Source organism: bacterium endosymbiont of Pedicinus badii, assembly GCF_002075085.1.
Lineage (GTDB): Bacteria > Pseudomonadota > Gammaproteobacteria > Enterobacterales > Enterobacteriaceae > PRUG.
The window spans coordinates 18,488-31,727 of sequence record NZ_LKAS01000001.1; the positions used below are offsets into that span (position 1 = coordinate 18,488).

The 13,240-nt window shown below is 23.0% G+C and carries 11 protein-coding genes and 1 other RNA gene; 10 read left to right on the forward strand and 2 right to left on the reverse strand.

The features are described from left to right. The first annotated feature begins 236 nt into the window (after positions 1-236). The 9 genes from clpP to AOQ89_RS00145 all read left to right on the forward strand — a co-directional run bounded on the left by clpP (position 237) and on the right by AOQ89_RS00145 (position 10,452). A complete protein-coding gene (gene clpP, locus AOQ89_RS00105) occupies positions 237-857 on the forward strand; it encodes an ATP-dependent Clp endopeptidase proteolytic subunit ClpP (RefSeq protein ID WP_080872094.1) in 621 nt (206 codons plus the stop codon). A 20-nt stretch (positions 858-877) separates the two neighbouring features. Beyond that, on the forward strand, positions 878-2,128 hold the full coding sequence (gene clpX, locus AOQ89_RS00110; RefSeq protein WP_080872096.1) for an ATP-dependent Clp protease ATP-binding subunit ClpX: 1,251 nt from the start codon (positions 878-880) through the stop codon (positions 2,126-2,128). Positions 2,129-2,205: 77 nt separating this feature from the next. Further along, positions 2,206-4,542: an endopeptidase La gene (lon, locus tag AOQ89_RS00115; protein WP_080872098.1), complete on the forward strand. Its 2,337-nt coding sequence runs from the start codon at positions 2,206-2,208 to the stop codon at positions 4,540-4,542. A 29-nt stretch (positions 4,543-4,571) separates the two neighbouring features. After that, the gene (locus tag AOQ89_RS00120; RefSeq protein ID WP_080872099.1) at positions 4,572-6,380 is read left to right on the forward strand and encodes a SurA N-terminal domain-containing protein; all 1,809 of its coding nucleotides are present in this window, start codon (positions 4,572-4,574) and stop codon (positions 6,378-6,380) included. 20 nt (positions 6,381-6,400) lie between these two features. Beyond that, positions 6,401-6,487: signal recognition particle sRNA small type (gene ffs, locus AOQ89_RS00125), an RNA gene on the forward strand. 1 nt (position 6,488) lies between these two features. Further along, on the forward strand, positions 6,489-7,580 hold the full coding sequence (dnaX, locus tag AOQ89_RS00130; protein WP_080872101.1) for a DNA polymerase III subunit gamma/tau: 1,092 nt from the start codon (positions 6,489-6,491) through the stop codon (positions 7,578-7,580). Between the two features lie 10 nt (positions 7,581-7,590). After that, entirely contained in the window at positions 7,591-7,899 is a 309-nt protein-coding gene (locus AOQ89_RS00135; RefSeq protein ID WP_080872102.1) for a YbaB/EbfC family nucleoid-associated protein, read from the forward strand. Positions 7,900-7,924: 25 nt separating this feature from the next. Next, on the forward strand, positions 7,925-9,802 hold the full coding sequence (gene htpG / locus AOQ89_RS00140; RefSeq protein ID WP_080872103.1) for a molecular chaperone HtpG: 1,878 nt from the start codon (positions 7,925-7,927) through the stop codon (positions 9,800-9,802). Between the two features lie 2 nt (positions 9,803-9,804). Further along, positions 9,805-10,452: a nucleoside monophosphate kinase gene (locus AOQ89_RS00145; protein ID WP_080872105.1), complete on the forward strand. Its 648-nt coding sequence runs from the start codon at positions 9,805-9,807 to the stop codon at positions 10,450-10,452. Here AOQ89_RS00145 and AOQ89_RS00150 read toward each other — a convergent pair. Then, positions 10,445-11,152 (reverse strand): UDP-2,3-diacylglucosamine diphosphatase, encoded by a 708-nt coding sequence (locus AOQ89_RS00150; protein WP_080872109.1) that lies wholly within the window; start codon positions 11,150-11,152, stop codon positions 10,445-10,447. The two genes, AOQ89_RS00145 and AOQ89_RS00150, sit on opposite strands and share 8 nt — an antisense overlap. On the opposite strand from AOQ89_RS00150, the gene cysS reads away from it, so the two are divergent. Beyond that, positions 11,142-12,407, forward strand: a complete 1,266-nt coding sequence (gene cysS, locus AOQ89_RS00155; protein WP_143715363.1) for a cysteine--tRNA ligase — start codon at positions 11,142-11,144, stop codon at positions 12,405-12,407. The two genes, AOQ89_RS00150 and cysS, sit on opposite strands and share 11 nt — an antisense overlap. On the opposite strand, the gene folD is transcribed toward cysS, so the two are convergent. Then, on the reverse strand, positions 12,379-13,230 hold the full coding sequence (gene folD, locus AOQ89_RS00160) for a bifunctional methylenetetrahydrofolate dehydrogenase/methenyltetrahydrofolate cyclohydrolase FolD (RefSeq protein WP_080872115.1): 852 nt from the start codon (positions 13,228-13,230) through the stop codon (positions 12,379-12,381). The two genes, cysS and folD, sit on opposite strands and share 29 nt — an antisense overlap. Positions 13,231-13,240 lie beyond the last annotated feature (10 nt).

Sequence of the window (13,240 nt, forward strand, 5' to 3'; positions counted from 1 at the left end):
AAATTTTAATTTTTTATAAATGTAGAAGTATTTTTTAATCTAATTTTGATTTCTTAAAAAATACTTGGTAATATTATGAAAAAACGAAAAAGTATAAAAATTATAAGTTTTAATTTCTAATATTTTACAAAAATTTTTGACAAATACAAAGTATAAAACAAAAATTTTGATAAATTTAGGTATTTGCGGATTATTTATTTATTTTAGTTTATTTAAGTAATAAATCTGGAGAATATATGTTTAACAATATTGATGAAGAAAAAAAAAGTTATTCTAGCATTATTCCAATTGTAGTAGAAAAAACTTCTTTTGGAGAAAGATCTTATGATATATATTCCAGACTACTTAAAGAAAGAATTATATTTTTAAATGGTGTTATAGAAGAAAGAATTTCTAGCTTAGTTATAGCACAAATGATTTTTTTAGAATCAGAAAATCCAGAAAAAGATATTTTTTTGTATATCAATTCTCCTGGTGGATGCATAAATTCTGGAATGTCTATATACGATACTATGCAGTTTATAAAACCAAAAGTAAGTACTTTATGTATTGGTCAAGCTGCTTCTATGGCTGCATTTATACTATCTTCTGGTCAAAAAGGTAAAAGATTTTGTCTAAAACATTCTCGTATTATGATTCACCAACCTATTGGTAGTTTTAGAGGCCAAGAAACTGATATACAAATACAAGCCAAAGAAATTTCACAAATTAAAAAACAAATGAATGCATTATTTGCCTTTCATACAGGAAAAAAAATAAAACAAATTGAAAAAGATACAGAAAGAGATTTTTTTATGTCTTCTTCAGAAGCTATAGAATACGGTATAGTAGATTCTATATTTACAAAAAGAAAATAAAAAAATAATTGGAGTTTAAAATGAAAAAGAAAAATACAGAAGTACCAGATATACTATACTGTTCTTTTTGCGGGAAAAATCAAAATAGCGTAAAAAAATTGATAGTAGGTCCTTCTGTATACATTTGTAATGAATGTATAGAATTATGCAATACAATTATTAAAGAAGAAAAATTAGAAAATTTTTCAAAAAATGTAAATACGAAAGAAATAACTCCAAAAAAAATCTATAAAGAGTTAAATGAGTACATTGTAGGTCAAAAAACAACAAAAAAAATTCTTTCAGTAGCTGTATACAATCATTACAAAAAAATTAAATATTCTGAAAAAATAAAAAAAGATACAACTGAAATTGGAAAAAGCAATATATTACTAATAGGTCCTACCGGTAGTGGTAAAACTTTACTAGCAGAAACATTAGCAAAATTTTTACAAGTTCCATTTTCTATAGCAGATGCTACAACTTTAACAGAAGCTGGATATGTTGGTGAAGATGTGGAAAATATAATACAAAGACTTTTACAAAAATGCGATTTTGATATAGAAAAAGCACAAAAAGGAATTGTTTATATTGATGAAATTGACAAAATTGCTAAAAAATCTGAAAACGTTTCTATTACTAGAGATGTATCTGGAGAAGGAGTTCAGCAAGCTTTATTAAAGCTCATAGAAGGAACTATATCTTCTATACCTCCTCATGGAGGAAGAAAGCATCCAAATCAAAAATTTATAAACATAGATACAACAAAAATTTTATTTATTTGCGGAGGCACATTTTCTGGATTAGATAAAATTATTCAAAAAAGAAAAATAAATAAAAAAAATATAGGATTTCATGCTAAATTTAATCAAAAAAAAAGAATTAAAAAAGAAAAAATTCTTAAGCAAGTAGAACCAGAAGATCTAATAAAATTTGGACTAATACCAGAATTTGTAGGGAGATTACCAATTATTAGTACATTAGAAGAATTAGATAGAGATTCTTTAGTAGAAATTTTAACAAAACCTAAAAATTCTTTAACGAAGCAGTACAAAAAATTATTTAGTTTGGAAGGAATAAAGCTAGAATTTTGTGAAAAAGCATTACTGGAAATTGCTAAAAAAGCAATTCGAAGAAGAACTGGAGCAAGAGGATTAAGATCTATTATAGAAGATGTTCTTTTAGATACAATGTACAAATTACCTTCTATATCTGGAGTAAAAGAAGTAAAAGTAGATAAAAATGCTATTTTAAAAAAATCAAAACCTTTGTTATTTTACAAAAATAGATAGACAAATATTATTTCTTCTTGTTTATCAACTTTAATTTTATAAATACTAATTGCATTTAATATAAAAGAGAGAATTTTATGAATAATACTGAGTGTTTTGAATCTACAAATATACCAGTATTACCATTGAGGGATGTAGTTATATATCCCTATATGATTATTCCTTTATTTATTGGAAGGGAAAAATCTATTAGGTGTCTAAAAACTTCTATGAAAGATAAAAAAAAAATTATGCTAGTAGCACAAAAAGAACCTTCTAAAGATAATCCAAATCCAGAAGATTTGTATTCTATAGGCACTATTTCTAATGTTTTACAAATGCTAAAACTTCCAGATGGAACTGTAAAAGTTCTAGTAGAAGGTAAGAAAAGAGCAAAAATTTTAAAAATAATAGATAACGGAAAACATTTTGTAGCAGAAATTTGTTATTTACAAAATTGTAAAATTCCAGAGAAAGAAAATAAGATATTTATTAGAACAATAATTAATCAATTTGAAGTTTATATTAAATTAAACAAGAAAATTCCTAGAGAAGTACTAGTAACCTTAAACAATATAAAAAATACTTCTAGATTAGCAGATACTATAGCTGCGCATATACCTCTTAGGCTTAAAGAAAAACAAAAAATTTTAGAAGAAATTGATCTTAAAAAAAGAATAGAAAATCTAATGAAGTTTATGGAGTCAGAAATAGAAATTTTAAAAATAGAAAAAAAAATCAGAAATAGAATTAGAAAACAAATGGAAAAAAGCCAAAGAGAATACTATCTAAATGAACAAATGAAAGCTATACAAAAAGAGTTAGGAGAAAATGAAATCAATAAAGAAGAATATCAAGAAATAAGAAATAAAATGTACTCTTCACAAACTCCTAGTATAGTAAGAAAAAAACTAGTATGTGAATTAAATAAATTAAAAATGATGCCTTCTATATCTGCTGAAGCTACAGTAGTTAGAAGTTATATAGAAACTGTTTTATCTATACCTTGGAAAAAAAAAACCAAAATTAAAAAAAATATTTTGGAAGCTAAAAAAATTTTAGATCAAGAACATTATGGATTGTACGAAATTAAAGAAAGAATACTAGAACATTTAGCAGTACAAAATAGAAAAAATAAAATACAAGGTCCTATATTATGCCTGGTTGGACCTCCTGGGGTAGGAAAAACTTCTTTAGGAAAATCTATAGCTAAAGCTACCGGAAGAAAATATATTAGAATTTCTTTAGGAGGTTTAAGAGATGAAGCTGAAATTAGAGGACATAGAAGAACATATATAGGATCTATGCCTGGAAAAATAATACAAAAAATTTCTAAAATTGGAGTCAAAAATCCTTTATTTGTACTTGATGAAATTGATAAAATTTCTTCTGATATAAGAGGAGATCCATCTTCTGCATTACTAGAAGTTCTAGATATAGAACAAAATTTTGCATTCAACGATCATTATTTAGAATTAGATTATGATTTGTCTGAAGTCATGTTTATAGCTACTGCAAATACTTTAGAAATTCCTTATCCTCTTTTGGATAGAATGGAAATCATAAATTTATCAGGTTATACAGAGGAAGAGAAAATCAATATTGCAAGCATGCATTTGATTCCTAAGCAAATGCAAAAAAATGGAATTCGAAAAAAAGAAGTGAAAATTAGTAAAAAAATACTAAAACAAATAATTATTAATTATACGAAAGAATCAGGAATTAGAGGTTTAGAAAGAGAAATCTCTAAGATATATAGAAAGTCTATCAAAATATTTCTAACAAGACGAAATACTAAAAAAATAACAATTACAAAGAAAAATTTAAAAAGATTTTTAGGAGAAAAAAAATTTGAATACGAAAAAGTTAAGGAAACTTCTCGAATAGGAAAAGTGATTGGACTAGCATGGACAGAATTAGGAGGGGAATTACTATACATAGAATCTATAATCACGAAAGGAAAAGGAAATTTGATTTGTACTGGATCAATAGGAAAAGTTATGCAAGAATCCGTAAAAGCAGGACTAACTTTTTTAAAATACGAAAGCAAAAATTTTGGTATTTCTTCAAAATTTTATTCCAATCATGATATTCATATTCATTTTCCGGAAGGAGCAGTACCAAAAGATGGCCCAAGTGCCGGTATTTCTATATGTACTGCAATTTTTTCTTCTATAGTAAATAATCCAGTAAATTTACAATTTTCTATGACAGGAGAAATTACTATTTTTGGAAATATTCTTCCAGTTGGAGGTATAAAAGAGAAAATACTTGCTTCTCAAAGAGGAAATATTTATTCTATAATAATACCAAAAAAAAATAAGAAAGAAATTTCTAAAATTCCTAAAAAAATTTTACAAAATACAAAAATCCATTTTGTTACACATATTAAGGAAGTTTTTAAAATTATTCTACTAAATAAACTTACTTTTTAAATATAAAATTTATCATTCGGTAACGTAATTTGCTATACAAAAATTTTCTCTGTAAATTATTTTTATTAATATTTATACTTTCTTCTTTTTTAGGTATTTTAGGAAGTTTTCTTTTAGAAAAAGAAAAAAAATATCTAGCAAAAGTTAACGAAGAATATATTCCGTATTCTGATTATCTTAAAGTTAAGAATTTCTTTGAAAAAGAGAATAAAACCTTTCATACTAAAGGAGAAACATCAAAAGAATATATACATTTAGAATCTATAAATCAACTTATTAATGAGTCTTTGCTAAGACAATTCGCAAAAAAAAATGGTATTCAAGCTTCTAATGAAGAAGTAGAAAAAAAAGTATTTTCCGAAGAAATATTTTTAGAAAACAAAGTTTTTAGCAAATCTAAGTTTTTTGATTTTCTAAATAGAATTAATCTAAGTATAGAAGAATACTATAAAATTGTAGAAAACAGAATAATTTTCGAAAAATTAGAAAAAATGATAGAAATTTTTTCTTATCTATTACCAAAAGAAATAGAAAATTTAAAAAAGATTTTTTTTCAAAAAAGAATAGCAACTTTTTTAGAAATTAGCAATAATAAGGAAATAGATGAACAGATTGTAGAAAAAAAAGAAATTTTATCTTTTTACAACACAAATAAAGAAGATTTTTTTGTTCCAGAAAAATTTTTTGTAGAGTACGTGGAAGTAAATCTAAATGATATAAGAAAAAAAATAGAAATTTTAGATAAAGAAGTACTTAAATGGTACGAAGAAAATAAAAAAAATTTTTATACTTCAGAAAGAAAATTATACAACATAATAGAATTTAAAGAAAAAGAAGAATTTAAAAAAATTTCTGAGAAAATACGTAAAAGAAATTTTTTAGATTTAGAAAATTATTATAAAATATACAATTTAGATACAGAAAATGAAGTAATAGAAAAAAAAGAAGATCAGAATTGGATAAAATTTGTTGAACAATCAAATTTAAAAAAAGAAGGAGAAATTTCTAAAATTTTTTATTTAGATAAAAAGTACTATATTATATTTTTAAAAAAAATTACTCCTTCTTACTATGTTTCATTTAATAAAGTAAAAGAAAAAATCATAAAATTTTTAAAAGAAGAAAAATCTAAAAAAGAATACGAAAAAATTAAGAAAAAGATACTAGAAATAGTATTCAAGAATAGCATAAATGAAGAAGAAAAAAATTATATCTCTTTATACTCTAAAAAAAGTAATTGGTTCGATTCTAGAAATTTTCCAATAGATATCAGTAATTATAGAATTAAAGAGTTTATACTGGAAAAACTATTTTTTCAAAAAAATCAATTACCTTTTTTGAATCAAGAAAAAGAAAAATTACAAGTATTAACAAAAGTAAATTTTGAAAGAAAAAAACTTTTATCAATAGACTCTGTATCTAATATAATAGAAAATAAAATAAAAAGAAAAAAATTCATTGAAAAAAATCAAAAAAAGTCTGAAAAAATACTAGAAAATTTTGACAATAATAGAAGTTTTCTAGAAAGCATTAAAAAAGAATATAAAAATAAATTATATAGAAAAGAATTTGAATTTTCAGAAAAATACTATGATCCCATTGCAAATAGTGTATTCAGTATTCCTTTATTAAAAGAAAAAAATTCTTATACATTCTCTTACGATAAAAATGACAATTATTTTTTAATTGTTCTAGAAAAAATTAAATATAGAGATATTGATGAAAGAGAAGAGAAAATTTTTATCGAAAAAATGAATAAAAATATGCATAATATATATATGAAAGTTTTGCTATCTAATTTACGAAATTCTGCAAAAATAAAATTTTTTAAAAACTGATTCTTACAATAATAAATAAATGCGAGGCGGAAAATTTAACGAAGTAATTTGGTCAGGTTCGGAAGAAAGCAGTCAAATAGTTCGTTACTTTTTTTAGCCTCAAATCTTATGAAGACTATAATTTTATCCCAAAAATGGAGACCTAAAAAATTTTCTGATATTTTAGGACAAGAAAGTACTTTAAAAATTTTAGAATATCATTTATCAAATAAGAAATTACATCAATCTTTTTTGTTTTCCGGATCAAGCGGTTGTGGAAAAACGTCTATTGCAAGAATATTTGCAAAATCTTTAAATTGCAAAAATGGAATTTCTTTTTACCCTTGTCAAATTTGCTCCAATTGTATAGAAATAGAAGAAAATCGTTTTTTAGATTTTATAGAAATAGACGGAGCTACTAATACTAAAGTAGAAGATATAAGAGAAATACTAGAAAGCACAAAATACTATCCTTCAAAAGGAAACTTTAAGATTTATTTGATAGATGAAGTTCATATGTTATCAAAGTATAGTTTTAATTCTTTATTAAAAACTTTAGAAGAACCAAAAAAGCATGTTAAGTTTTTTTTTGCTACTACGGAACCAAAAAAAGTTCCTATTACAATTCTTTCTAGGTGTTTGCATTTTTATTTAGGAAAAATTTCTGAGAAAGAAATTTTTAAAAAATTAGAAATTATTGCAAAAAAGGAAAATATTGCAATTGATAAAAAATCATTAGATTTAATTTCTAAATTTTCTAATGGAAATATGAGAGAATCCATTAATATTATGGATCAAGCTTCTGCTTTAACAAATAGAAATATAAAATCAAAGCATGTAAGAAAAATTCTCAGTTTATCTAGTACTAAAGAAACTATCTCTTTATTAAAATATACAATTCAAAAAAAAGGAGAAAAAGTTTTAGAAAAAATACAAAATTTATTTGAAAAAAATATTAATTTAGAAAATTTTCTTGATGATTTTTTAAATTTATTATACAAAATATTAGTAAAAAAAATTTTCTTTAAAAATAGTAATGAAAAAAAATTAATTAATCTAAAAATTTCAAACACTATAAAAAATGCTGATATTTTTGAACTACAACATATTTATAAAACAATTTTAAAAAGAAAAAAATATATTTCTTATCTAAAAAATAAGAAACTAGGAATTGAAATGATTTTTTTAGAAATAATATACTTTAAAAAAATAGAACTTTGAGAATTTTAAAATGACAAATAATATATTTAATTTAATTAAAAATCTTAAAAAAATGCAAAGAAAAATGCAAGAAATGAACAGAGACATAGAAAAAATGCAAATTTCTGGAGAATCAGGAGCTGGTTTAGTTAAAGTAGTTTTTAATGGAGAAAATATTTGTAAAAAAATTACTATAGACCCTTCTTTATTAAAAGAAAAAGTAGAAGTTATAGAAGGTCTTGTTATGGCTGCAATTAATCACGCAAACTACAAAATTAACGAAAAAAAAAATAGCGACATTACTAACTTAACCGTAAGAAATTTAAAAATTCCTTTTTAATAAAATTTTAAATGGTACAAAAAATATGAAAAAAAAAGAAGTTTTTTCTTTTCAATCTGAAGTAAAACAATTACTTCAACTAATGATCCATTCTTTATATTCTAATAAAGAAATTTTTTTAAGAGAGTTAATTTCCAATTCAGCAGATGCAATTGAAAAAATTAAATTTTTTTTACTTTCTAATACTGATTTTTATGAAAAAGATGAAGAATTTAAAATCAGAATTTCTTATAATAAAGAAGAAAAAACTATCACAGTACAAGATAATGGAATAGGAATGACTAAAAAAGAGGTTATCGATAATATAGGAACTATTGCAAGATCTGGTACTAGAGAATTTTTACGTTTGGTAGAAAATAAAGAAAATACTACAGAAAATTTTATTGGACAATTTGGAGTTGGATTTTATTCTTCTTTTATAGTTTCAAAAAAAGTAATTATAAAAACTAGGCATGTACAAGAAAATGAGGGTAAAGGAGTACTTTGGGAATCTGATGGAACTGGAAAATATACTATATATGAAATAGAAAAATCAAATATAGGTACAGAAGTAATTTTATTTTTAAAAGATTCAGAAGAAGAATTCTTAGATGAATGGAAAATTAGAAGTATTGTGCAAAAATATTCTGAACATATATCTATTCCAGTAGAAATTTTATTAGAAAAAAAATCTGAAAATTCCAAAAAAATTTGGGAACAAGTAAATCAAGCAATTGCTTTATGGACAAAAAATAAAAATACAATATCGAATCAAGAATATAAAGAATTTTATAAAAAAAATTTTCAAGATTTCCATGAACCTTTGCATTGGATGCATAATAAAGTAGAAGGATCTCAAGAGTATATAAGTCTTTTATATATACCTTATAAATCTTCCTTGGATTTATGGAATAGAGAACAAAAATACGGATTAAAATTGTACGTAAAAAAAGTTTTTATTATGGAACATTCTGAACAATTTTTACCAACGTATTTAAGATTTATAAAAGGTTTAATTGATTCTAGTGATCTTCCTCTAAATATCTCTAGAGAAATTCTTCAAAATAGTATAGCTACTAAAAAAATTAAAAATAGAATTACGAAAAAAATACTATCTGAGTTAAAAAAATTATCTCAAGATGAAAAAAAATACAGTATTTTTTGGAACCAATTTGGAATTATTTTAAAAGAAGGAATAACAGAAGATTATCAAAATAAAGAGAAAATTATTGAACTTTTAAGATTTTCTTCTACAAATTTTGAAAAACAAAAAGTCTCTTTAAAATCGTATTTAAAAAATATGAAAAAAGAACAAAAGAAAATATACTATATAACTTCTGAAAGTTATCAATCTGCAAAAAATAGTCCTCATTTAGAAATTTTTTATAAAAATGGTATAGAAGTTCTTTTGTTATACGACAGAATAGATGAATGGATGATGAATTCTCTTAAAGAATTTGATGGAAAAAAAATAGAATCTGTATATAAAACAAATTTAGATAAAGAAAAAATATTTAAAAATTTAAAAGAATTATCAGAACATAAAAATACAGAATCCAAAAATCTTTTGGAAAGAATAAAATCCGTTTTGAAAGATAAAATTAAAGATGTTAGATTGACTAATAAATTACTTGATACTCCTTCAATATTAGTAACAGATAAAAATGAAATGACTACACAAATGGCAAAATTATTTTCAGCAGCAGGACAAAATGTACCTAAAATTCAATACATATTTGAAATTAATCCAAAACATAAAATTATAAAGTACATAAGTAAAATTTCTGATCAAAAAGATTTTTCTGACTGGGTTAATCTTTTATTCCAAGAATCTATGCTGGTAGAACAAAATACTTTAGAAAATCCTAATTTTTTTGTGAAAAAAATAAATCAGATTTTATCTAAAAATATAAAGATTGAATAAATATGAATATTATTTTGATAGGTTCTCCAGGAAGTGGGAAAGGAACACAAAGTGAAATTATTTCCAAAAAATACAAATTAAGAAATATTTCTGTAGGACTTTTACTAAAAAAAGTAAATTTTTTAGAAAAAAATACTTTATTAAGAATAAAAAAAAATTTAGATAAAGGAATTTTAATAGACAATAAGATAGTTTTTGACGTTCTAAAGAAAGAATTAAAAAAAAATTCATCAAAAAGTATTCTTTTAGAAGGATATCCAAGAACTTTAGAACAAGCAAAAATGTTAAAAAATATTAAAATAAAATTCAATTGCGTAATAGAATTAAAAGCAAAAGATGAAACTATAAAAAATAGGATATTAGGAAGAAGAGTGCATACTAAATCAGGAAGAGTTTATCATATTGATTTTAATCCTCCAAAAATTAAGGATAAAGATGATTATACTGGTGAAGATCTAGTAGTTAGAAAAGATGATAACATAAAAACAATTAATTATAGAATTAAAAGATACTTACAAGAATCTAAAAAGATAAAAAATTTTTTTTCTGAAAATAATATTAGTTATTTTATTGTAGATGCATCAGAAAAAATAGAAGTAGTTTCAAAAAAAATTGAAAAAATCATAGACTTTTATAAAAATTTTATATAGAAAACTTAAATAAAGAAATTCTTTTTTTTTCAATTTTAACCATGGATCCGAAATTTTCCCATGATCCTAATGAAATACAGATTTTTTTTTTAGAAACTCTGTAGGATTTACAAATATGAGTATGTCCATGAATTAAAATAGAAGCTTTATTTTTGTTCATAATTTTTTCTACATTTTTTTTATCTATTAGAAATATTTTTTTTTTTTTCTTTTGTGATATGCTAATTTTACGCAAAATTTTTGCAATTTTTATTCGTATTTTTAAAGGAAGTTTAAGAAATGCATTTTTTATTATTCTATTTCTTGAAAACTTTGAAAAAATTTTATAAATTTTGTCTTTTTTTAAGAGTTGATCTCCATGCATTACAATTATAGAGTATCCTTGTATTTTTAGTACACTATTGTTTGGTATTATTTTCATACCACAAGAATTGGCATATTTTTTTCCAATAAGAAAATCTCTATTTCCTCTAATAAAATAACAGGAGGTACCATTTTTAACTAAATTTTTTATAAATAAGGAAATTTTTTTACTAAGTTCAGTTTGGTTGTCGTCTCCAATCCAAAAATCAAATAGATCTCCTAGTATATATAAAAATTTTAAATTTTTTTTATTTTTTGATAAAAAATTTAAAAATTTCTTAACTAGATTAGGAAAATTTTCGGAAAGATGCACATCTGATACAAATATGGTTTTCATAAATTACTTAAAAAAAATTATGGTAAAAATATTTAATACTTTAACAAAAAAAAAAGAAAAATTTCAAACTATTAAAAAAAATATAGTTACTTTATATGTTTGTGGAGTAACTGTTTACGATGTTTGTCATATAGGACATGCTAGGACTTTTATATTCTTTGATATTTTTAAAAAATTTTTAAAGTTTCTAGGATATAAAGTTTTTTATGTAAGAAATATTACAGATATAGATGATAAAATTATCAATATTGCACAAAAAAAAAATGTATCTACGAATGAAATTGCAAATAGAATGATTGAAGAAATGCATACTGATTTTAAAAATTTAAAAATATCTTCACCTAATTTAGAGCCTAAAGTTACTAGTTATATTAAAGAAATTATTAATATAATTGAGATACTAGTAAAAAAAAAACATGCATATATAGGAAAGAATGGAGATATTATGTTTTGTATAGAGAGCTATAAAAAATACGGATCACTATCTAGACAAAATACACAAAAATTAATTAAAAAATACAATATTAATAAGAAAAATTCCTTGGATTTCACATTATGGAAAATTTCTTCAAAATATCCGAATTGGAATTCTCCATGGGGAAAAGGAAGACCAGGATGGCATATAGAATGCTCAACTATGAGTTCAACAATTTTCAAAAATGGATTTGACATTCATGGAGGAGGAATAGACTTAGTTTTTCCTCATCATGAAAATGAAATAGCACAATCTTATTGTGTGAGTGAAAAAAATTGCCCTAAATTTTGGATGCATACTGGAATGGTTAAAGTGCAAAACGAAAAAATGTCAAAATCTTTAAATAATTCAGTAAGCATAAAAAAGATTCTTTCATCGTACGATTATGAATCAATAAGATATTTCTTATCATTTAGTCAATACAGAAAAAATATTAAGTTTGAAGAAAAATACTTGATACAAGCTAGATCTTCTATTAGAAGATTGTATAATTCCCTATTAGGGGCAAATCTTTTTCTTAAACCTAAATGGGGGGAAAATTTCATTAAAAAATTTATTGAAAGCATGAGTGACGATTTTAATACTCCTAAAGCATATGCAGTACTTTTTAGTATTTCTAAAGAAATTAATAAAATGAAAAAAACAAAAAATCAAAAATTTCATGGTTTAGCTTGTACATTAAAAATGTTAGGTAAATTTTTCGGAATATTACAACAAGATCCAAAAATTTTTTTAAAAAAATATAAAAATTTTACAAATGCATCTGATAAGAAAGCATAATATTTTGAACTAAAGCAATAACAGTCATAGGTCCTACTCCTCCTGGAACTGGAGTAATATAAGATGCTTTATTTAAAATAAATTTGTCTATTTTAACATCTCCTACTATTTTTTGATTTTTAGTATAGTTGATTCCTACATCTATAATTATTGAATATTTTTTTATCCAATTCGAAGTAATAAAGTTGGGTTTTCCTACAGCAACAATTAATAAATCTGCAGAACTAACATGTTTTTTTAAATTTTTTGTTAGACTATGTGTTATAGTCACTGTAGCTCCTTGCATAAGTAATTCTAATGCCATTGGTTTTCCAACAATATTAGAAGATCCTATAATAACTGCATTTAGACCAGGAATCTTAATTTTATAATGTTCTAGTAATTGTATTATTCCGTATGAAGTACAAGGTCTTAAAATAGGAGATTTTTGAAATAGTCTACCTATATTATAGGGATGTAGTCCATCTACATCTTTACTTGGATGAATTTCTTCAAATATTTTAGAAACATTTTTTATATACTTACTTTCTATAGGAGTTTGTAGTACAATACCGTCAATTTTACTATTGATGTTTAAATCTTTAATCAAAGAAATAATTTCTAATTTTTTACAATTTTTTTTTAAAGAAAAGAGAAAGAAATTTATTCCTATTTCTTCACAGATTTCTTTTTTTTTTCTTATGTAAATTTCAGAATTTTTATTATTTCCTATATAAATTATTGCAAGTCCTGGACTTCTTCTATTTTTAAAAAAAAGTTTTTTTTTTATTTTTTTTTTAATTTTATTTGCTATTTTTTTTCCATTTAGAAGATTTGCTATCATTTTATTTTTT

What these genes read in the sequence shown, in the direction of transcription:
- clpP (WP_080872094.1), top strand. Translation starts at nt 237, where the DNA reads ATGTTTAACAATATTGATGAAGAAAAAAAAAGTTATTCTAGCATTATT.
- AOQ89_RS00135 (WP_080872102.1), top strand. Translation starts at nt 7,591, where the DNA reads ATGACAAATAATATATTTAATTTAATTAAAAATCTTAAAAAAATGCAA.
- dnaX (WP_080872101.1), top strand. Translation starts at nt 6,489, where the DNA reads ATGAAGACTATAATTTTATCCCAAAAATGGAGACCTAAAAAATTTTCT.
- folD (WP_080872115.1), bottom strand. Translation starts at nt 13,230, where the DNA reads ATGATAGCAAATCTTCTAAATGGAAAAAAAATAGCAAATAAAATTAAA.
- AOQ89_RS00145 (WP_080872105.1), top strand. Translation starts at nt 9,805, where the DNA reads ATGAATATTATTTTGATAGGTTCTCCAGGAAGTGGGAAAGGAACACAA.
- clpX (WP_080872096.1), top strand. Translation starts at nt 878, where the DNA reads ATGAAAAAGAAAAATACAGAAGTACCAGATATACTATACTGTTCTTTT.
- cysS (WP_143715363.1), top strand. Translation starts at nt 11,142, where the DNA reads ATGGTTTTCATAAATTACTTAAAAAAAATTATGGTAAAAATATTTAAT.
- htpG (WP_080872103.1), top strand. Translation starts at nt 7,925, where the DNA reads ATGAAAAAAAAAGAAGTTTTTTCTTTTCAATCTGAAGTAAAACAATTA.
- lon (WP_080872098.1), top strand. Translation starts at nt 2,206, where the DNA reads ATGAATAATACTGAGTGTTTTGAATCTACAAATATACCAGTATTACCA.
- AOQ89_RS00150 (WP_080872109.1), bottom strand. Translation starts at nt 11,152, where the DNA reads ATGAAAACCATATTTGTATCAGATGTGCATCTTTCCGAAAATTTTCCT.